Origin of the sequence: Kribbella sp. VKM Ac-2568, assembly GCF_004345365.1 — a bacterium.
Lineage (GTDB): Bacteria > Actinomycetota > Actinomycetes > Propionibacteriales > Kribbellaceae > Kribbella > Kribbella orskensis.
The window spans coordinates 33,380-54,279 of the sequence record NZ_SLVF01000015.1 but is presented as its reverse complement, the minus strand read 5'-3'; the positions used below and the strand labels follow the sequence as shown (position 1 = coordinate 54,279).

The 20,900-nt window shown below is 67.5% G+C and carries 19 protein-coding genes; 10 read left to right on the top strand and 9 right to left on the bottom strand.

What is annotated here, in order from left to right:
• Window positions 1–37: 37 nt before the first annotated feature.
• The 3 genes from EV648_RS34920 to EV648_RS34910 form a co-directional block, all read right to left on the bottom strand.
• Window positions 38–937: a carbohydrate ABC transporter permease gene (locus EV648_RS34920; protein WP_132299466.1), complete on the bottom strand. Its 900-nt coding sequence runs from the start codon at window positions 935–937 to the stop codon at window positions 38–40.
• A 1-nt stretch (window position 938) separates the two neighbouring features.
• Window positions 939–1,781, bottom strand: coding sequence for a carbohydrate ABC transporter permease (locus EV648_RS34915; RefSeq protein ID WP_132299734.1), 843 nt, complete (start codon window positions 1,779–1,781; stop codon window positions 939–941).
• Between the two features lie 80 nt (window positions 1,782–1,861).
• Window positions 1,862–3,220, bottom strand: a complete 1,359-nt coding sequence (locus tag EV648_RS34910; protein WP_241995911.1) for an extracellular solute-binding protein — start codon at window positions 3,218–3,220, stop codon at window positions 1,862–1,864.
• 345 nt (window positions 3,221–3,565) lie between these two features.
• Between EV648_RS34910 and EV648_RS34905 the strand changes: the two genes are divergently transcribed.
• From EV648_RS34905 to EV648_RS34875, 7 genes are all read left to right on the top strand, one after another.
• Window positions 3,566–5,986, top strand: a complete 2,421-nt coding sequence (locus tag EV648_RS34905; RefSeq protein WP_199234988.1) for a glycoside hydrolase family 3 N-terminal domain-containing protein — start codon at window positions 3,566–3,568, stop codon at window positions 5,984–5,986.
• A 4-nt stretch (window positions 5,987–5,990) separates the two neighbouring features.
• A complete protein-coding gene (locus tag EV648_RS34900; protein ID WP_132299464.1) occupies window positions 5,991–7,040 on the top strand; it encodes a LacI family DNA-binding transcriptional regulator in 1,050 nt (349 codons plus the stop codon).
• A gap of 140 nt (window positions 7,041–7,180) precedes the next feature.
• Entirely contained in the window at window positions 7,181–7,918 is a 738-nt protein-coding gene (locus EV648_RS34895; RefSeq protein WP_132299462.1) for a hypothetical protein, read from the top strand.
• 131 nt (window positions 7,919–8,049) lie between these two features.
• Entirely contained in the window at window positions 8,050–8,658 is a 609-nt protein-coding gene (locus EV648_RS34890) for a response regulator transcription factor (RefSeq protein ID WP_199235001.1), read from the top strand.
• 187 nt (window positions 8,659–8,845) lie between these two features.
• Entirely contained in the window at window positions 8,846–9,232 is a 387-nt protein-coding gene (locus EV648_RS34885; protein WP_132299458.1) for a hypothetical protein, read from the top strand.
• Window positions 9,233–9,427: 195 nt separating this feature from the next.
• Entirely contained in the window at window positions 9,428–9,982 is a 555-nt protein-coding gene (locus tag EV648_RS34880) for a hypothetical protein (protein WP_132299456.1), read from the top strand.
• 2 nt (window positions 9,983–9,984) lie between these two features.
• Window positions 9,985–11,178 carry a sensor histidine kinase gene (locus EV648_RS34875; RefSeq protein ID WP_158294154.1) on the top strand — a complete coding sequence of 398 codons (1,194 nt, stop codon included), beginning with the start codon at window positions 9,985–9,987 and terminating at the stop codon, window positions 11,176–11,178.
• Here the strand turns inward: EV648_RS34875 and gtfA are convergent.
• From gtfA to EV648_RS34855, 4 genes are read right to left on the bottom strand one after another with little or no spacing between them, the layout of a single operon-like run.
• Complete coding sequence (gtfA, locus tag EV648_RS34870; protein ID WP_132299452.1) at window positions 11,149–12,654, bottom strand: sucrose phosphorylase; 1,506 nt, start codon at window positions 12,652–12,654, stop codon at window positions 11,149–11,151. The genes EV648_RS34875 and gtfA overlap by 30 nt on opposite strands.
• A 31-nt stretch (window positions 12,655–12,685) precedes the next feature.
• The gene (locus EV648_RS34865) at window positions 12,686–13,186 is read right to left on the bottom strand and encodes a universal stress protein (protein WP_199234987.1); all 501 of its coding nucleotides are present in this window, start codon (window positions 13,184–13,186) and stop codon (window positions 12,686–12,688) included.
• Between the two features lie 11 nt (window positions 13,187–13,197).
• Window positions 13,198–14,574, bottom strand: coding sequence for an MFS transporter (locus EV648_RS34860; protein WP_132299450.1), 1,377 nt, complete (start codon window positions 14,572–14,574; stop codon window positions 13,198–13,200).
• Window positions 14,571–15,050: an SRPBCC domain-containing protein gene (locus EV648_RS34855; protein ID WP_132194067.1), complete on the bottom strand. Its 480-nt coding sequence runs from the start codon at window positions 15,048–15,050 to the stop codon at window positions 14,571–14,573. The genes EV648_RS34860 and EV648_RS34855 overlap by 4 nt, the downstream gene beginning before the upstream one ends.
• A 254-nt stretch (window positions 15,051–15,304) precedes the next feature.
• On the opposite strand from EV648_RS34855, the gene EV648_RS34850 reads away from it, so the two are divergent.
• Both EV648_RS34850 and EV648_RS34845 read left to right on the top strand, forming a co-directional pair.
• A complete protein-coding gene (locus EV648_RS34850) occupies window positions 15,305–16,375 on the top strand; it encodes a LacI family DNA-binding transcriptional regulator (protein WP_241995909.1) in 1,071 nt (356 codons plus the stop codon).
• Between the two features lie 97 nt (window positions 16,376–16,472).
• Window positions 16,473–17,486: a thioredoxin family protein gene (locus EV648_RS34845; protein WP_132299448.1), complete on the top strand. Its 1,014-nt coding sequence runs from the start codon at window positions 16,473–16,475 to the stop codon at window positions 17,484–17,486.
• A gap of 187 nt (window positions 17,487–17,673) precedes the next feature.
• Here EV648_RS34845 and EV648_RS34840 read toward each other — a convergent pair whose 3' ends face one another.
• Entirely contained in the window at window positions 17,674–18,540 is an 867-nt protein-coding gene (locus EV648_RS34840) for an enoyl-CoA hydratase/isomerase family protein (protein WP_132299446.1), read from the bottom strand.
• Window positions 18,541–18,690: 150 nt separating this feature from the next.
• Between EV648_RS34840 and EV648_RS34835 the strand changes: the two genes are divergently transcribed.
• On the top strand, window positions 18,691–19,398 hold the full coding sequence (locus EV648_RS34835) for a ZIP family metal transporter (RefSeq protein WP_132299444.1): 708 nt from the start codon (window positions 18,691–18,693) through the stop codon (window positions 19,396–19,398).
• Between the two features lie 259 nt (window positions 19,399–19,657).
• Here the strand turns inward: EV648_RS34835 and EV648_RS34830 are convergent, their stop codons facing one another.
• The gene (locus EV648_RS34830) at window positions 19,658–20,581 is read right to left on the bottom strand and encodes a hypothetical protein (RefSeq protein WP_241995907.1); all 924 of its coding nucleotides are present in this window, start codon (window positions 20,579–20,581) and stop codon (window positions 19,658–19,660) included.
• Window positions 20,582–20,900: the final 319 nt, after the last annotated feature.

Here is a 20,900-nt window from a genome sequence, read left to right as displayed (position 1 = left end):
GGCGGCGCTGCCTCCGCGGGGAGTCACACAGGGGAGGTCATTTGCTGAACCCGGCGGTGAGACCGCTCAGCAGTTGCCGCCGCCCGATCGCGTAGAGGATGACGATCGGCAACGTGCTCAGCACGACCGACGCCAGTACGGCCGGCACGTTCACGGAGTACTGGCCCTGGAATGTCCACAGTCCGAGCGGCAGGGTCCGCTTGTCCGGGCTCTGGGTCAGGATCAGCGGCAGCAGGAAGCCGTTCCAGACCGCGAGACCGTTGTAGATGCCGACGGTGACGAGCGCGGGTCGCGTGAGCGGCAGCGCGAGCGTCCGCAACATCCCCCACTCGGTGGCGCCGTCGACCCGCATGGACTCGAACAGTTCCTTGGGCACGTCGCGGATGAAGTTGGTCAGCACCAGCACCGAAAGCGGGATCGCGAACGCGATCGACGGCAGCATCAGCGCCAGCAGGCTGTCGTAGAGCTGCATCTTGATGATCAGCAGGTAGACCGGGATGATCGTCGCCTGCAGCGGGATCGCCAGCCCCATCAGGAACAGCCCGTTCGTCAGGGCGAGGAACCGGCTGCCGGCGCCGCGGACGATCGCGTACGCCGCCATGAACGCGATCGCGCCCGCCGGGATCACGGTGCCGGCGGCAACGATCACGCTGTTCAGGAAGAACCGCGGGAAATCGGACTCGATCACCAGTCGGTAGTTGTCCAGCGTCGGGTCCGTCGGCAGTGAGAGCGGGTTGTGGAGGTAGTACACGCTCTGGGCTTTGAAGCTGGTGACGACGACCCAGTACAGCGGGACCATCACGATCAGCAGCCAGACCCAGCCCGCGGTCCCGCCGAGCCAGTTCATCCGGAGCAGCTTGCGCCCCACCGGCACGCCGCCACCACCACCGGCCGGCCGGGCCGTCGTCGCCCGCGTTTCGCTGGTCACCACGGCCATGTCACATTCCTTCCATCTGGCTGGTCGTCAGGCTGCCACCGAGCCGGCGGAGCAGCAGCGCGAGGACCAGGCCGAGCAGGACGATGACGACCGCGATCACGCTGGCCAGTCCCATCTGGTTCGCCTGGAACCCCTGCTGATACATGAGCAGCGCGAGCACCCGGGTCGAGTCGCCGGGACCGCCTGCGGTCAGCACGAAGATCAGGTCGAAGAAGGTCAGCGACCCAACCACCATCAGCGTCGACGAGGTGATGATCGTGTACTTCAGCTGCGGCACCGTGATGCTGAAGAACTGCCGCACCCGCCCGGCGCCGTCGATCGCGGCCGCCTCGTACATCGACGTCGGGATCTGCCGGACACCGCCTTGGTAGATGAGCGAGTGGAACGGGATGAACTGCCAGGACACGATGAAGATGATCACCGCGATGGCGAGCTTGGCGTCGCCGAGCCAGTCCTTGGTCAGCAGCTCCAGGTGCAGGCCGGGGCCGAGGCCGAAGTTCGGGTCGAGCAGCGCCTTGTAGGTGATCGCGATCGCCGTCGAGCTGAGCAGCAGCGGGATGAAGAAGAGGACGGCGAGGAACGCGCGGTACCGCTGCCGGCCGGCCAGGAACACCCCGAGCAGCAGGCTCATCGGAGTCTGGACCAGCCAGGACAGGATCATGATCTCGAAGGTGACCCACAGCGCGTGGTAGAGCCCCGGATCCTTGAGCGCGGCCTGCCAGTTCGACACGCCGGCAGGGTTGATCGGGCCGAGACCGTCCCACTGGGTGAAGCTCAGCACGAGCACGCCGACCAGCGGCACGACGCCGAACACCGTGAACATCACCAGGGCGGGCAGCACCATCCAGGCCACCGGGCCGCTCCGCCCGGCGCCAGTGGCTGAGGATCGACCCACGGCCTGCGCGCCGGGCGGAACGACCGCCGTCACTTCCCGATCACCGCGTTCATGTTGCTCGCGAACTGCTGCGGGGTGACCGAAAGCTGGAACAGCTTGGCGATGTTGTCGAGCAGCGTCTCCGCGGCGGCCGGGCTGAGTGCCTGGTCCCACGACTGCGCGAAGCTCTTGGCGTTGGCCGAGGTGTCGTAGACGAAGTTCAGCCAGGCCTTGTCGTTCTCGTCGCTGACCGAGGAGAGCTTGTCCTTCGCGCTCTTCACGACCGGGATGTTGCCCGACTTGACCCACGCGTCCACCGACGCGTCGTCGAGGGTGTTGTTGGCCAGGAACTTCTTCGCGGTCTCCTTCTCCCCGTCGGTCGCCTTCGACGAGATCGACAGGTACTGACCCGGGTTGCCGACCGTGTTGCTCGGATCGCCCTTGCCGCCGTCGACCGGCGGGAAGTTCATGTACCCGAGGTGGCCACCGGTGACGAAGTCACCGCCGGAGGTCTTCATGTTGCCGTAGGTCCAGGCGCCGTGCAGCATCATCGCGGCCTTGCCGGTGAAGAGCAGGGCCTGGTCCGCGTTGGAGTCGGCCGTGATCGAGGAGAAGCCCTTGATGAACCCGTTCGCCTTCACCAGGTTCTGTACCTCGGTCAGCGCCTGGATCGCCGCCGGGTCGTTCCAGCCGTCGGCCTTGCCGTCGAAGATGTTCTGGAAGACCTCCGGACCGCCGATCCGGTCGAACAGGAACTCCAGCCACATCATGTTGGTCCAGCGGGACTGGCCGCCGAGCGAGAACGGCGCGATGCCCTTCTCGTTGAATTTCGGCACCAGGTTCATGATGTCGCCCCACGACTTCGGAGGCTCGGCGCCGATCTTCTCGAAGGAGCGCTTGTCGTAGAACAACACGATCGGCGTGGTCGTCTCGACCGGCATCGCGTAGATCTTGCTGCTCACGGTGGCCGCGCCGAACGCGGACGGGAAGATCCCGTTCTTCAGTTCGGCGTTCTGGCCGAACCAGCCGGTCAGGTCCTCGACCTGGTTGGCGTCGACGTAGCTCTTCAGGCCGCCACCGCCCCAGCCCCAGATCAGCGTCGGCGCCTGGCCGGCCCCGATCGCCGTCTTGATCTTCTGCTTGAAGGCGTCGTTCTGGAACTTGGTGGTCTTGATCTGGGTGCCCGAGTTCGCGTCGTTGAAGCGCTTGACCTGCGCGTCGCGGATGGCCTCCTGAGGCGCGCCGGTGAGGAACCAGTAAGAGGCGCCACTCGCTGTCGTGCCCCCCGTGGAACTGCCGCCGGAACTCTGCGGGCCGGACGTGCCGCAGGCGCTGAGACCGGCGGCGAGTCCGGCAGCGCCGGCGGTGAAGCGAAGGAAATTGCGCCGGGATGTCGTGATGGGATCCACCGTGATCTCCGTACTCCGTGGCCGTGGACCACTCCACGGCGCGTGGTTTTTCCAGGTGCGACGGCCATCGGCACGGCCTGGGCCGCCCCCTCGCCGACGGCTCCACGAGGTAGCGGAAGCACCTGCCGGTTAAAACTATGTTTCGTAACGTAGGTTTCGCTGGGGACGCTGTCAAGACCTTGAATCCAAGCCGTGACAGAGGCACAGTGTGAGCGCAGATGTGCTCAATCATCAGGAAAATGTGCCGGGATCAGCGAACCTCCCGGGTTACGATCAGACCACGCGAAAAGGTCGAAAACTTTCGATACTTCTCGGCTGTAACGATCGAATAACAGGGAGACTTTCGTGACGACCTCTACCTCCGCGCCGGCTGCCGGCGACCGCCCGTGGCAGAACACCGCGCTGACCGCGGAGCAGCGGACCGATCTTCTCCTGCAGGCCATGACGCTGGAGGAGAAGGTAGCCCAGCTCGGCAGCCGCTGGGCCGGCAACGACATGGCCGACGTCGAGGTCCCCGCCGAGGAGGCGATCAACGTCGCCCCGATGCAGGACGTCTTCGCGGCCGGCGGGAGCCTCTCGCTGGAGGACGCGAGCCGCCACGGACTCGGCCACCTCACCCGCGTCTGGGGCAGCGTCCCGCTCACGGTCGAGGAGGGTACGGCGGAACTCATCCGCCAGCACGAGGTCGTCCTCGAGGGATCGCGGCTCGGTGTCCCCGCGCTGGTCCACGAGGAATGCCTGACCGGCTTCACGACGTACGGCGCGACCGTCTACCCGACGGCGCTCGCCTGGGGAGCCACCTTCGACCCGGCCCTGGTGGAACGGATGGCCGCCGCGATCGGGCGGGACATGGCCGCCGTCGGTGTCCACCAGGGCCTCTCCCCCGTGCTCGACGTCGTCCGCGACTACCGGTGGGGCCGGGTGGAGGAGACGATCGGCGAGGACCCGTACCTCGTCGCGATGCTCGGTTCGGCGTACGTGCGAGGCCTGCAGGGTGCCGGGGTGCTCGCGACGCTGAAGCACTTCGCGGGGTACTCCGCGTCGCGGGCCGCACGCAACCACGGACCCGTGTCGATGGGCCGCCGCGAGCTGCTCGACATCATCCTGCCGACGTTCGAGACGGCGATCGCGACGGCCGGCGCGAGCTCGGTGATGAGCTCGTACTCCGACATCGACGGCCTCCCCGCGGGCGCCGACCCGTGGCTGTTCACCAAGCTGCTCCGCGACGAGTGGGGATTCACCGGCACGGTCGTCTCCGACTACTGGGCCGTGCCGTTCCTCGCCACGATGCACCACGTCGCCGCTGACACCGACGGCGCCGGCGCGTTGGCGCTCACCGCCGGTACCGATGTCGAACTCCCGGACACGATCGGCTTCGGCCCGGGTCTGGTCGAGCGAGTCAGGTCCGGTGAGCTCTCGGAGGATCTCGTCGATCGCGCCGCCCGGCGCCTGCTGCTGCAGAAGGTGGAACTCGGCCTGCTCGACCCGGACTGGAGCCCCAAGGACTCTGTCCAGCAAGGCGAAGTGGGCCTCGACTCGCCGGACAACCGCGCCATCGCCCGCGAACTGGCGGAGCGCTCCGTGGTACTGCTCGACGCCGGCTCGACGCTGCCGCTGCTCGGCGAGGATCGGCCCGCACTGCAACGAGTCGCTGTCGTCGGGCCCTGCTCGGGCGATCCCAAGACCTTCATGGGCTGCTACGCCTTCCCCAACCACGTCCTGCCGCGCTACCCCGACCGCGGGCTGGGAATCGACGTACAGAGCGGGGTCGACGCGCTCCGCCAGGAGCTCGAGGGCGTCGAACTCGTGCACGAGCAGGGCTGCACCGTCCTTGGGCAAGACCGGTCCGGTATTGCCGCGGCCGTCGAAGCGGCTCGCGGTGCGGAGCTCTGCATCGCGTACGTCGGCGACCTATCCGGCCTGTTCGGACACGGCTCCTCGGGCGAGGGGTGCGACGCCGAAGACCTGCGCCTCCCCGGCGTCCAGGCCGATCTGCTCACCCAACTTCTCGACACCGGTACGCCGGTCGTCGTGGTGGTCGTCTCCGGCCGGCCCTACGCCCTGGGTGATTTCGCGGACCGCCTGGCAGGCCTCGTCCAGGCCTTCATCCCCGGCCAGGAAGGCGGCGCCGCGATCGCCGGTGTGCTCAGCGGGCGGGTGGTGCCCGGTGGCAAGCTGCCGGTCCAGATCCCCCGGCACGTTGGCGGCCAGCCCGGCACCTACCTGCAGCCCGCGCTCGGCAGTGTGGAGAGCGCCGGCATCAGCGGTCTCGACGTGGTTCCGCTGTACCCCTTCGGATTCGGCTCCTCCTACACGACCTTCGAGGTCGACGACCTGCGCCTCAGCGCGACCGAAGTACCGACCGACGGCGAGTTCACTGCGACCGTCCGGCTCCGCAACACCGGCGCCCGGGCCGGTGACGAGGTCGTTCAGCTGTACCTGCACGACCTGGTCGCCCAGGTCGCCCGGCCGCTGAAGCTGCTGACCGGCTTCGCGCGGGTCTCGCTGGAGCCGGGCGAGGCGATGGATGTCTCGTTCCGCGTCCACACGGACCGTACTGCGTACACCGGGGCCGACCTGGTCCGGATCGTCGAGCCCGGCGAGCTCGAAGTACTGGTCGGCACCTCGTCGGCGGACCTGCCGTGCCGCGGCACCGTGCGGCTGACCGGAAATGTGCGAGCAGTCGGTCACGATCGTACGATGGTGACCCCAGTCGACCTGACGCCGATCACCGGCGAGGCCTCCAGAGCCGGAGGAGGAGCGTGAGGAGGTGCCGCCCTTGAGAAGCCGCGTCACCCTGGCCACGGTCGCCAGCTCCGCGGGCGTGTCGGTCGCGACTGTCTCCAAGGTGCTCAACGGGCGCAGCGACGTCTCCGAGTCCACCCGCGCGCGGGTGCAGGAGGTCCTCCGCGAGCACGAGTACGTCGGGCGCAGGCCGGAGCCGGTCGAGCGGGCCACGCTCGAACTGTTCTTCCAGGGCGTCGTGAACAGCTACTCGATCGAGGTCATCCAGGGAGTGCTCGAGGCGGGCCAATCGGCTGAGGTCGACATCGTGCTGAGTTCGCGCCCGCCCCGGCCGCAGGCACGCAGTACTGGCCGGGCGGCGCAGTGGATCCGGGACCTGACCGCGTCGAACCGACGCGCGGCCATCGGCATCACCAGCGACCTGACCGCCGCGGATCTTGCCGCTCTCTCGCGGGCCCGATTGCCCCTGGTCGTGGTCGATCCGTTGAACATCGCGCAGCCCGACGTGACGAGTGTCGGCTCGACGAACTTCGCCGGCGGCATGGCGGCGACGCAGCATCTGCTGTCGCTGGGCCACCGCAGGATCGCGTACCTCGGCGGTCCCCCGACCTCGGGCTGCAACCAGGCCCGCATGAACGGCTTCCGCGGCGCCATGGAAGCGGCGGGCGCGCCGGTCCCCAAGGACTACGTGTGGTTGCGCGAGTTCCTGTACGCCGACGGCCTGGCGGGCGGGGCGGCTCTGCTCGACCTCCCCGAACCACCAACCGCGATCTTCGCCGGCAGCGACGAGGTCGCCCTCGGCGCGATGGAAGCGGCCCGCGCCCGGGGTCTCCGCGTGCCCGAGGACCTCAGCATCGTCGGCTTCGACGACACCCAGGTCGCCCGGCTCGCCTCACCCCAGCTCACCACGGTGAAGCAGCCGATCCGCGAGATGGGAGCCGTAGCCCTCCGCACCGCCCTCCAACTGGCCGCCGGCGAAAAGGTCGACTCGCACCACGTCGAACTGGCCACCCGCCTGATCATCCGCGACTCCACCGCCTCCCCCGCCCGAATCTCCGCAGCCGCCGTCTCCTGACCCCCCGCGCGACCCGCCGTACCGTCACCCCCGCCTGCCGTCGCGCGCCTTCAGCCAGTCGCGAGCGACGGCTGACCGGTGGAGTCTCTGCCTTTGGATAGAGGTGGGGTTAGGACTGTGGGCTGACGTGGGTGGGCGGGGTGGAGACGAGCTTGGAGGGGTCGGAGGTTCCGGCATCCGTCCTGGCGGCGGAGCACATCTCGGAGGCACTCATGCCGACCATCACCGAACAGCCCTATGGACTTCTCATGGAGCTGGATCACCAGGAGACCCAGGATCTGGTCTCGTTCCTCAGTACCTCGACCGACGTCAAGGCGATCGGCGCGAAACTGGCGGCGCTGGGAGTCAGCGCCTTCGCCTCGCCGATCGTCGCGGCCGCGCTCGCCCTGCATGTCGCCTGGGAGGTGCAGGCCATCCGCATGTCCGACAAGGGGCAGGGGGTCTTCCTCACCTATCCCCTGTACGGCCTGCTGGCTCCGGGCGTGGTGATCCCCTCTACCCGGCACGTCCAGGACGTGGCGACCGACTGGGCCGGCAAGGCTGACGGCGTGTTCGCCAGCGCTGAAGGCGACCTGGTCAGCTGGCACGTCGACCGCGGCGCCACCGACCCCAGCGTGGTCGCCTTCCGGCTCGTCGACGAGTGCGGCTGGGACAAGGCCTTCGTACTGCGCGACGGCACCGGCGGCGAGTGGACCGTCACGGCGCCGGCTCATGGCTCGGCCGAGAACGGGCTCTGGTCGCAGCAGGTGCAGAACCACCAGCAACTCACCTTTCGCAAGCCCAAGTTCCTCGGCATCTGGGCCGACATCTTCTCGGTCGGCAGCCTGGATCTGTTGCTGCCCGGTGACGTCGTCACCTTCACCTGGACGCAGGACTGAAAGGGATCTTCTGGGGGTTGATGGCGGCTGCGCCTGTGCCACACTGAGGCGAATCCTGCCGCCAAGGAGTTCACGTGAGCATCCGGGTCCTCGTCGTCGACGACGAGGACCTGGTGCGTTCCGGCATCGCGATGGTCCTCTCGGCCGAGCCGGACCTGGACATCGTCGGAGAGTGCTCCGACGGATCAGCCGCCGTCGTCGAGGCGGCCCGGCTGCGGCCGGACGTAGTACTGATGGATGTTCGGATGCCTGGCACGGACGGCATCGAGGCGACGGCGACACTGCGGGCGCGGATGGGATTGGGCGCGCCGGCAGTGGTGATGTTGACGTCGTTCGACCTGGATGAAGCCGTATGGGCGTCGTTGCGCGCGGGCGCCGCCGGCTTCGTCCTGAAGTCGCGGACTGCCACCGATCTGGTCAGCGCGATCCGGACTGTCGCTCGTGGCGATGTGGCGCTGGAGCCGCGGATCGTCCGCCTGCTGGTGGAGAGCTACGGACGCGACCAGACCGCCGCCTCGCGTGAGCCGCCGGAGGTCGGGCGGTTGACGCCCAAGGAGCGGGAAGTGCTGCTGCTGGCGGCCGAGGGGCTGTCGAACCAGGAGCTTGCCGCGCGGCTGGTGATCGAGGTGGGCACAGTGAAGACCCACGTCTCCCACATCCTCACCAAGCTCGGTGTGCGCGATCGCGCCCAGGCGATCGCGTTCGCCTACCGGCACGACCTGGTCCGCTCCCGCGCCTGATCGCCCTGCCTGCCGTACTGATCGCCCAACCTGCCGGACTGATTGCCTTGTCCGACGGCCTGATCGCTCTGTCTGGAGGCAGAGCCGAGGTTCTGCCTTCCGGCAGACGACCGGGACCGACCCGGAAGCCCACTCTCGGGGTGATCGATCTCGCAGCCCGCGAGGTCTCGAAGAGGGAGGGACCATCATGGCTCTCGTCGTGGACAAGTACGTCACCATCAGGGAGTTCGACTCCGACGTCGACGCGAACGTCGAACTGCAGAACGGGGACTGGGTCGACATCAGCGTCAGCGGCTCGATCTGGGCCGGCGTCTGGTTCACCGGTCGCAACGGACCGAACGGCTGGCCGGGGTGGTCGGCGAACAACGACTCCCCCTTGCCGGGCGCCGCACCCTTCGGTGTGCTCGGCATGACCGCCGAGGACGGCTACTTCTGGATCGGCGAGGGCATGCGCCGCACCTACCAGAACGCCACCCTCGGCCCGGGCCGGACCCGCCTGTCGTTCCGCATCAACGACGACCGCCCGGGCAACGGCGATGGCTCCTTCCTGGTGAAGATCCAGGTCTGGCGCTGATCTCCGTCGTACTGCGAACCGTGGTCCTCGCCCCGATCCCGCACAGGATCGGAGCGAGGACCGCGTCACGTCCAGCAGGTGACTTTTCATCGCCGTGCCTGGGGATTTCCGGCAGTGATTAACGCGGTCCTCGCGCCTGTTCCCGGGCCTCGCGCAGTGCCACGATGGGCCTGTGTCAGCCGGGGGGAGGAAGTCGTGACCGTCGATTCAGGAGATGCCGAAGCACCGCGGGTCGTGCTCTACGACTCGGCGGGACCTGTCAGCGGTACCGGCGGCGTCGTCGTCCGGGTGCCTCAGGACAATGGCCCGCCCGCGCTCGTCGCCCTGGTCGCGCCGTGGCCCGCCTCGTTGGGCTACTCGACACCGTTCGCCGTCGCTGTCAACGACGGAGCCTCTGCACGGACCGTGTGGTGCACACCGCGGAAGGTCGACATCTTCGGTTTTCAAGGTGCCGACCTGGACACCAACGTGGGCGCCATCACGCTGACAGCTCCTCCCACTCTGTCGGCCCCGGACTCGAGCGTCGCCGCAGCCCAGTTGGCACAGGAATTGACCACATCGCGAAATGTCAGGCAGTCCCTGGGAGGTTTCTCACGGTTCGCACCTGTGCAAGCCGGCGCCCCGATGGCGACCACCTCACCAGCACCCGCCGCCGCGCCGGAGACCGCGGTACCGCAGTCTTTTCGGGCGACGGTGTCTGACGTGCAGTCGGTGACGGATGGGCTCTGCCGGATCTTTCGCTGGGACTGACCGTGCCGTCGGCGCGTGATTGGCTGGTCGCGGTCGTCGCGGCGGGCGTGGACATCGCGCTCTTCTCGCAACTGTCGGACGATCCCGATCGGTACGGCTGGGCGGGGACCGGGATCCCCGCGGCCGTGATCATCGAGGCAGGAGCCGTCGCGGTGCCGTTGCTGGCCTTCCGCAGGCGGGCACCCGTTGCTGTCAGCCTCATTCTCAGCGGCTACTCGATCCTCTGCACCGTGGTCATCGGCACGCGACCACTACTCACCTTGCTCGTCGCCCTCTACACGGCAGCGGCGTGGAGCAGTCGGCGGCGAGCCCTTCAGTGCTTGGCCGCAACCCTCGCGGCGAATGCGGTCTCGACCGCCTACGAAGCGACGCTGTCCGGGCCCGGACCACGCCCATTCGCAGTGGTCGCAGTGGCGACGGTGTTCGTGTTGCTCGACCTCGCGACGTGGGCCGCGGGGCGACGGAGCTCGGCAGCACGGCAGCGCGCGGAGTACCTGGAAGCTTCGCGAGCGGCCCTCGCGGCTGAAGCGGTGAAGGCGGAGAGGCAGCGGATCGCTCGCGAGCTCCACGACATCGTGGCGCATTCGATCAGCCTGATCGCCATCCAGGCGGCCGGCGCCGCTCGGGTGATGGACCGCGATCCGGCCCGCGCGACTCAGTCCATGGACTCGATCGGCCGGCTCAGCCAGCAGGCCATCAACGAACTCCGGAGGATGCTGACGCTGATCGAGGAGACCGGCAGCGGACCTCTGGAAACGGAGTCCGCCGGTTCTGGTGAGATCCCCGACCTACTTCCAGGGGTTCGGCAACTGATCGCGCAGGTCGGCGACAGCGGCCACGAGGTCGCGCTGGTGGTCACAGGAACGCCGACGGAACTCGACCCCAGCATCCGCCTCGCGGCGCACCGAATCGCGCAGGAGTCCCTGACGAACGCTGTCAAACACGGCGAGCCCGCTGCCCGGATCGAGCTCGCCGTGGGCTGGACGCCGAACCAGCTCAGCCTCCGTATCTCGAACCACGTCACCGGCGCGCGGCCCTCCGAGACACGACAGCTCTCGACAGGTAGGGGCCTGTACGGGCTACAGGAACGCGCCCGACTCGTCGGAGGCCACCTGGACGCCGGCTCCGATCAGGACAGGTTCATCGTCGCCGCGACTTTGCCGACCTCAGTCTCCGAAGCTCTGGAGGTCTCCTGAGAACCTGGCAGCTTCAGGGAGTTGGTCAAGCGCGGCTGTTCGGATGCCGTCTTCGTCGGTCCAGGTGATGGTTGCGGACGCGGTCTCGAGCGCGGCGTCGAGGGTCGCACGCTCGTCGGCGTGGGTCCAGGTCATGGTCAGCTGTGGGCCGCCGCCGGTGACGGTGCACGTCCCTCCGAAGGCGGGATGCGAGTTGCGGAACCGGATGAGCCCCAGCAGTGCTTGTACCACAGGGCGTCGGAGCTCCAGGTCAATCTCCTCGCGGGTGTAGTAGTGCCGGTTGACGTCCCTGCCGACGTTGCTACGGGCAAGCAAGTCCATGTCGTTGGTACCGGCGAGGAGGCCCACGTAGTACACCTGCGGGATGCCGGGCGCGAAGAGCTGCAGGGCGCGAGCCAGCAGGTAGCGGTCATCGTCGCGGCCGAGCGCGTCGTAGAAGGTGCAGTTCACCTGGTAGAGGTCGACGTTCGAGGCTGCCGCGCCGGTGGCCTGCCGCGAGGTCCCGCCGCTGCTCTTGTGAATCGCCTCGACCAGCCGGTCGATCTGCTCGGGCGCCAGCAGCCCGGGGCGAGGCCCGTCAGCGCCGACGTCTATGACGCCGATGCCGTCGTGGGTGTCCAGCACGGTGACCGCGTTGACCGGTCGCAGGTCCATCCAGGCCAGCAGCGGATCGGCATCCGCGGCCGTGAGCGCGTGCAGCACCAGCGGCGGGAGCGCGAAGTCGTACACCCGGTCGACCTGCTGAGCGATCTCGAGCTGCCGCCGGTAGTAGGAGTGCACCTCGACCAGTACCTCGAGTCCGCGCTCGCGGCACCACCCGGTCATCTCGTCGATGAAGGCGAAGGTCTCGGGAGTCATGAACGAGGTCAGTCCCGGCGTCTTCACGGCGTACCCGACCGCGTCGAGACGCACCCGCCGTACGCCGGCCGCGGCCAACCGGTCGAGCACCTTGACGAGGTACTCCTGCGTGATCGCGTTCCGGACGTCGACGTCGATCTGCTGCGACGTGAACGTCGTCCAGACCAGCCGCCTGGTGCCGTCCGCGAACTGGTACGGCGTGAACGGCAGCCCGGGGCGCGGCCGATAGAGGCGCAGCAGCACCTCCTCGGTCGCGCCGTCCGGGAAGACCCCCGCGAAGGTCAGGAACATCCCCCCGTACTCCGAATGCTCCCCCTTCGCGAGCCAGTCCCGGAAAGCCCGGGAGTTGGCCGAGACGTGGTTGACGATCACGTCGACCATCAGGTCGAACTCCTCGGCCAGGCGGGCGACGTCCGCCCAGGTGCCGAGCCGCTCATCCACCTCGGCGTGGTCCTCCGGGTCGAATCCGGCATCGGCCCCGTCGTACGGCTGGAAGAACGGCAGCACGTGGACACCGCCGAAGAGCCCCGCGAGCGGTCCACGCAGTACCTCGCGCAGACCGGCGAGGTCTCCCCCGAGCCGGTCGGCGTACGTGATCAGCTCGACCTGGTCCGCCATCACCAGACCTCCCGTCTCCTCGTAGTACGGACTAGGGCGCGTTCTCTGGAACTTCGAGGTCGCCCTTGTCGTCGGTGGGCCGGACGACGAGCACGTCGCAGGTAGCGCGTTTGGTCACCTCCGTGGCCACCGTCCCGAGCAGGCGGTCAGCGAGCGAACGGTCATGAATGGCGCCGAGTACCACGAGGTCCGCGTGGCGCTCCTCGGCGGTGGCGATCAGCACCTTGGACGGTTCACCGTCGACCAGGAGGGCAGCGGACACCGTCGCCCCCTCAGCCCTGGCGGTCGCCATCGCCTTGTCCAGGGCGACGGCCGCGGCTTCGCGACCCAGTACCTGGCCGGTGCGGGTGTCGCCGCCGAGGGTGGCCACATTCATGGCCTCGGTCCGGCGGGACAACTCGGCGAACGCGCAGACGACGACCAGGTCGGCATCGTCGCGTACGGCGAGCCAGGCGGCTCGGGCGACCACCGGCTCGGCGAGTTCCGAGCCGTCCGTCCCGACGACGATCGTGCGGTAGTCCTTCATGGTCATGGCGATCCTCCTCAGTGCCCGGCCGACGGCATGTAGCTGACCTCGTCGACGTCCCGGACCATCGGCGGTTCCTTGATCCACAGCATGGTGGCGCCGGCCAGCCCGAGCAGGATGCCGGCGAACCGGATCGCGTTGTTGGGGTTGTCGCCGAGGACGTTGGTGTAGATCCATCCGAAGGTGACGGACTGGATCAGCATCGGGACCACGATCATCATGTTGATGATGCCCATGTAGACGCCGTACCGGGTCGAGGGGATCATCCGGACCGCCATGATGTAGGGCACGCCCATGATCGAGGCCCAGGCGATGCCGAGACCGATGATCGGGATGAACAGCAGGTACTTGTTCTCGATCGACGGGAAGACCAGCAGGCCGATCGCGGCCAGCATCAGGCAGACGCAGTGCACCACCTTGGCGCCGCGCCGACGTGCGAAGGCGACCAGTGCGAACGCGACGCTGAAGGTGACGATGTTGTACCAGCCGTTGACCAGGCCGCTCCACGCGACGGCGTCCTCCTTGCCCTGATCGGTCGGCGGGAAGACCGACTTGGCGATGGACAGCGCGACGAACTGCCAGTAGCAGACCATGCCGTACCACTGGAACAGGTAGACGAGGCCGAGCTTGCGGAGCTCCGGCGGCATCTCGACGATCGCCTCGACGATCTCCTTGATCGCAGTACCGAAGCCGCCCTTCTTCGCCCGGAGCGCGGCGAGCTCATCCGCACTCGGCGGGATCTCGGGGGTGGTGAGCACCGAGACGAGGACCGTTCCGATCGAGCAGACCGCACCGAGCATGAACGACCCGAGCACCCAGTACGGGATGCCGGCCTTGGTGCCGCCCTCGATGAACTGCTGGAAGACGTACAGCGAGATGTTGGCGAGCGTGATGCCCAGGCCGGTGAAGAACGACTGGGCCAGGAAACCCTTGCCCAGCTGGGACGGCGGCAACTTGTCGGCGATGAACGCGCGGTACGGCTCCATCGCGGTGTTGTTGCTCGCGTCCAGCAGCCAGAGCAGCAGCACGGCCATCCAGACCGCCGTGACGAACGGGAACAGGAAAAGGCAGATGCTGCAGCCCAGGGCCCCGATCAGGAAGAACGGCTTGCGCCGGCCCCACCGGGGACTCCAGGTCCGGTCCGAGAGGGCGCCGATCAGGGGCTGGATGAGCAGACCGGTGATCGGTCCGGCCAGGTTGAGGATCGGCAGGTCGGCGGGATCGGCGCCGAGGAACTCGTAGACCGGGTTCACCGCGGTCTGCTGCATGCCGAAGCTGTACTGGATGCCGAAGAACCCGAGGTTCATCAGCAGGATCTGGTTCATGGTCATCAGCGGCTTCTGCCGGATGATCGCGGTGTGCTGCAAGCTCGAGCGCTGCTCGGTGGAACTCATGAGCTGACCTCCTGCCGGCCAGTCGTGACGAGGAAGTCGTTGAGCCGGCCGAGCTCCTTCTCCCAGCCCTCGCCGTGCCAGCCGGCGACGTCGGGTTCGTACGGGCCCTGGATCACCCGGACCAGCGTTCCGTCCCGGCCGGTCTTGGAGAACTCCACCCGCAGTTCGAGCGGTACGTCGGGATCGATGCCGGGATCGCCCGTGATCCGCTCGCGCGACACGAAGACGTCGGGATCGAAGTACTCGGTGTAGACGCCGTCGGTGCCGACGCGGGTGGTGGGATCGGCGTCACGCACTTTGACGTGGTAGTGGCGGCCGCCGAGTTTCAGCTCACCTCGCACGCTGTCCAGCTCCACGTGCCAGCCCGGGGAACCACGCCATCGGACCAGTTCCAGTGGGTCGGTCCAGGCCCGGAAGACCTGTTCCCGAGGGAAGTCGAACTGCCGCTCCACCGTGACGATCACATTCGCAGTCAAGGGGTCCTCCTCAGTACGCGACTCAGTACTCGACCGGGACTCGGGTCGGGGCGGACGCTGACGGTCGCCGCTGGCGGGAGTCGGTAAAAGCGTTTTCACTGCGCAGTGTGGCATGGGTCACTTTTGCTGACAAGGGCGTGTCGCGCTTGACTTGTCGATCTCTTATTTAGAAGGGCTGTTCGCGCAGTACCATGTGGAGAAATTCTTCGTGGAAGCGTTTTCATTGATGATGACCCTCGTGGGGAGGTTGAGTCGTGAACGCTGACATCCGCCGGCCGCCGACTGGCGACCGGCCCGGCATCCTCGATGTCGCGGCGCTGGCCGGCGTCTCCCCCGCGACCGTCTCCCGGTCACTACGCGGGCAGTCCAAGGTCGCGCCCGAGACCCGCCAGCGAGTGCTGGACGCCGCCCGGGAGCTCTCGTATGTCGCCTCGCCCCAGGCCTCCGGCCTCGCCTCAGGCCGGACCCGGGCCGTCGCGGTGGTCGTCCCCTTCATCACGCGCTGGTTCTTCAGCACCGTCGTCGCCGGCGTGACCGACGTACTGCGGGAGTCCGGCTACGACGTGATCCTGTACCACCTCGGCAGCGCCGCCGACCGGGACCGCTTCTTCGAGCGGATGCCGCTGGCTCGTCGAGTGGACGGCATCCTCACCCTCTCGATGCCCCTCACCGACGAGCACACCCTGGCCCTACGCGCCCTGGACATCCCCCTCGTGAGCGTCGGCTCCCCCGTGCCCGGAGTACCGTCCGTTCGCATCGACGAGATCGCGGCCGCCCAGACCGCGGTCAACCACCTCATCCACCAGGGCCACGAGCGCATCGCCTTCATCGCCGGCGTTCCCGACGACCCCGACTTCGGCTTCGTCTCGTCCGAGCTCCGCCACCACGGCTACCGCCTGGCTCTCGAAGCCGCCGGACTCTCGATCGACGACAACCTCAGCGTCGCGGGCCCCTACGGCCTCGACGGAGGCGGCATCGCAATGGCCCAACTCCTGTCCGGCTCCGTACTCCCCACCGCCGTTTTCGCCGAGTACGACGAACTGGCCATGGGCGCCCTCTGGGCCCTCCGCCGCGCCGGCCTCGCAGTACCCCACCAAATGTCGGTCGTAGGCATCGACAACCACGAAATGTCCCAGCTCATGGACCTGACCACAGTCGCTCAATCCCCCCACACTCAAGGCACCACCGCCGCCCACCTCCTCCTAGAGTCCCTGGCCTCCCCCACCTCCACCCCGCCGCCAGAGGTCGTCCTCCCCACCCACCTCGTCCTCCGGGCCACCTCAGCCCCACCGTTCCGCCGTACCGCAGCCCGCAAACGCCGCTGACACCGGCTCGGCCGGTGTCTGTCCCAGGGCGTCTCACTGGTGCGAGGCGCCGGGGCGGCGTGCGACTGTGAGGTTGTTCCCGAGGAAAGGTCTTGTCATGAGCGGACAGCGGCGCGTGCCTGCCTGGCTTCGCAAGGACTCGGATCGGCTGCCTGTCGAGGGTGAGTTGCCGTCCTTCGACGGTGCGACGGGGTGGCTCAACTCGCCGGCGCTGAGTGCGGCCGGGCTGCGCGGGAAGGTGGTTGTTATCGACTTCTGGACCTATACGTGCATCAACTGGCTCCGCCAGCTTCCGTATGTGCGCGCGTGGGCCGAGAAGTACTCCGAGCAGGGGCTGGTGGTGGTCGGCGTACACACGCCTGAGTTCCCGTTCGAGCAGGATGCCGGCAACGTCAACCGGGCGGTGCGGGACCTTCGTGTCGACTACCCGGTCGCGATCGACAGCGACTACGCGGTCTGGCAAGCGTTCGACAATCACTACTGGCCTGCTCTGTACTTCGCCGACGCGGAGGGGCGGATCCGGCATCACCACTTCGGGGAAGGCGAGTACGAGCGGTCGGAGACGGTCATCCAGCAACTCCTGGCCGAGGCTGGATCCTCCACGAGCGACTCTTTGGTATCGGTCGAGGGCGACGGTCTGGAGGCACCAGCCGACTGGGACACCTTGAGAACCCCGGAGACCTACGCCGGGTACTACCGCACCGAGAGTTTCGCCTCACCCGGCGGCGTCGTACAGGACAAGCCTCATTCGTACGCCGTACCGCCGGAGCTGAGGCTCAACCGCTGGGCCTTGTCGGGTGATTGGACGATGCGACCCCATGCCCCCAGGCTGAACACGGCCGAGGGGCAGGTCGTCTACCGGTTCCACGCCCGCGACCTCCACATGGTCATGAGGCCGGCAGCCGGCACCGCCGTACCGTTCCGCGTCCTCCTCGACGGGCAGCCACCGGGCGACGCGCACGGAGGTGATGTGGACGCCGACGGTCGCGGCACGGTCGTCGAACAGCGGCTGTACCAGCTGATCCGCCAGCCTGAGACCGTCGCCGACCGCACCTTCGAGATCACCTTCCTCGACCCCGGCGTCGAGGTCTTCGCCTTCACCTTCGGCTAGGGCGTGTCTCCCAATTCCCTGCAGTCGCGAGCAGGTGCTCGGTGCGGTAGCTCGGCGTGCTGGAGTGAAGGTCTCGATGTTTTTCCATCGTGGCCTTTGCTCCAGTGCGGCGAGGTGCCGTGCCGAGTGCCGCACAGCACGCAGGGAATTGGGAGACACGCCCTAGCCGCTGGGGTCTGTTCACCGGCTAGTCCGGCGAATTCGAATAGCTGCCGACAACGCGTCCGAGGTCGCGCTCCACTCCGGTCGAAGTCTGCAGGCCGTTTTCGAACAGATAGCGCACTATCGCCGCGTTCTCGGGGCGACCGGAGGTGCGGAAGAAGGCCGCAAGACCCGGACCGAACTCCTCATCCGGCGGCAGGGACGCCACATCGAGCAGAGCCTTCGTGCCGGTGACGGCTACCTTGTCGAACCCGGCGATCCGTCGCGCGAACGCGTCGACGAACACGGCTAGTTCCCCGTCCGGCAGCACGCGATTGACGTACCCGTACCGCTCAGCGAGTTCCGCAGGGAAGTCATCGGCACCGAGGAGGATCTCCGCCGCCCGCCCACGGCCGACCAACCGGGCGAGCCGCGCCATCGGTCCACCTCCGGGCACCGACCCGAGGCCCACCTCGAACTGACCGAGGATCGCCTTGTCGCCGGCGAAGCGGATGTCGGTCGCGAGCACGAACTCGCTGCCGGCTCCTCGTGCACGTCCCCGGATCGCGGAGACGGTGACAGCGGGAACCTTGCTGAGTCTGATCAGGTTGTCCACATACGGGTGCAGTCCGGTCGGACCGGGCACCATTGCCGCCACTCGCGCCCGGTCGGACTTCAGGTCCCAGTGCGCCATGAAGTAGTCCGGGTTCGCGCTGTCGAAGACGACAACTGTCAAGGCGGGCGACTCCTCGATCCGGGTGACCAGCTGAGCAAGCTGCTCGACGGAGTCGGGATCGACCAAATTCACCGGGCCGTTCTCGAAGGTCACCCTCCAGTACGACGGCAAGACCTCGTCAACGGTGAATTGAGCGGTCGGGTCGACCGGTGCTGTCCTGTCTGCCTCACTCGTCACGTTGCCTCCCTCAAAGCGGCGGATTTGCCTGCCTCCACCTTCTGACCGGCCGGTCCCGTTCGCGCCCGTCGATGTCCCTGGTCGAACCCTGGAGTGGCTCGCGGACTTGCCTCTGAGACATCGAGTTCTGGGGCGATAGGGTCCGTGTCTATGTGGGCTGCGGTGCTTTGGGGTGCGGTGGCTGCCTCCTCCCTGGTCATCGGGGCAGTCCTCGGCGTCGTACGGAACTGGAGCGACCGGGTGATCGGTTGCGTCCTCGGATTCGGCGCGGGCGCGCTGATCTCGAGCGTCTCGTTCGAACTCGCGCAGGAGGGATTCGAGGCCTCCGGCGGTCTAGCTGTGGGCATCGGCCTGGCCCTCGGCGCGCTGGCCTTCTTCTTCGGTGACCGGCTGGTCGCCCGGATCGGCGGCCGTTCCGGCGGTACGGCGGCCGGTCTCCCCCTCGCGCTCGGCGCCATGCTGGACGGGATCCCCGAGCAAGCAGTACTCGGCATCGGCCTGGCCGCCGGTCAGGGCATCAGCGTCGCCCTGCTCGTTGCCATCTTTGTCTCGAACCTCCCCGAGTCCATCGGCTCCTCCACCGACATGAAGCAAGCCGGCAGGAGCACCCGCACCATCCTCATCGGCTGGACCCTCGTGGCCCTCGTCTGCGTACTGGCAACGCTCGGCGGCTACGGCCTCTCCCAAGTAGGAGGCGACCGCTTCGAAGGCGTCATCGACGGCTTCGCGGCCGGCGCCCTCCTAGTAATGCTGATCAGCTCAATGATCCCCGAAGCACAACAAAAGGCCACCGACTACGCCGCCCTATCCGCCGTCCTAGGCTACGCAGTAGCCGCCTCCCTTTCAGCAGCTTCCTAGTCGCAGCACCGGAGTGACTGGTACCGGCTGAACTGCAGCTTGCTGCAATCTGCGGAATGAGCCTCGACTGCCCCGCCACGGCGGCATACTGTCCGGGCAGTTTGCTACCTCAAACCGTGGAACCTACAGGCATCGGCTTGGTCGTCGCGCCGACAGTTCGACACGTCTTCGAAGGGGGCCTCCAGCGGTTGCCGGAGGCCCCCTTCCCAGCCGCACTTCTCGGGTACGTCGCGCTCTTGGTCGAGGTGGCTGCCGGCGGCTACTCGCCGAAGAGTTCGTCGTGGTCGAGGGTGGCCCAGCGGAAGTAGACAGGGGCGTCGAAGGTGCCGGGGATCTTGCCGATGCTGCGGATGACGGTGGACGTGCCCTGGGCGTGGCCAACGGCGTACATGTGGGCCGTCTTGGTGTCCTTGTCGATGCCGACCAGCAGCGTGCCTTGGTTGCCGCACTTCTCCGCGACCAAGGACTCGAAACCCTGCCAGGTCGAGCGACGTACCAGCTTCACCACCGGCTTCATCGGTGCGGTCGTCGGGATGTGGACGGTGTAGAGCGCCCCGCCCTTGAGAGTCACCAGGAAGGTGTCGTAGGTCCGCGTCTTACTGATCAGAGCCATCGCCTTCACCGACGCGAACCCTGGCGCCGAGGTGACGTTGCGCCAGATGTACGCACCGTCTCGCGTCCACCGGAACAGCACGCCGTCGTTCCTCAATGCGTACTCGTGCGTTCGGTAGTGGCTCCCCATGTACGGTGCATACCGAGCCTCAGTCAAAGCGACGAAGGGTCCCCAGCCTCCGCCGATCCGATGCACGTTGACCGTCTCGGGCTGGAGGCTGTCGTACGAGGTGCTGTACAGCGCGGAGCCGAGCACGGCGTACCCGAAGGTTCTGAGGCCGCTGGGAACGGGTTCTTGGACCGTCGCGGCACTGAGTCGCGCCTGCCCGTCGGGGTACAGGTCTCGAACCACGACATGGTTGCCCTGGTTCGTGGGCGGCGACGTCGCGATGAGACCTTGTATCTGATGGTCACCCGTAGCCGACACGGATCCCAGCGACATCCCGCACTGTGCCGACGCAGTACTCGACACCGAGACTGCACTCGGCTTCCCGATCGCTGTTCCAGGCAGCAGGCCCGCCGTGAGGACGGCCGCACCCAGCACCCCTAGCGTTCTTGACCTGCTGTTCATCGAAGCTCCCTCGGTTACTGAGCCTGATGCCGCCGGCGGTCCGAAAGTTATCAACGACGCCGCCCACCGCTACCGTCGAGAGATTGCACGGAAGAACCGCCGCGAGGTTACGTCCACTTCGTCAGACTGAAGTCGCGCACCCAGCTCAAACGATTCCTGAGAAGCTCATGCCAGAAGGGCCTCTGAGCCTTCTTGTAACCGTTCCCGTCACGCCGATGGCAGTGCGGTCGGCCGTTGACGCACTAAAGTGAGCGGGCGCGATGCCACGCTTGGGATTCGCCGTGGGCGGGTGCGTCAAGCCGCCAGCCGTCGGGCGCCG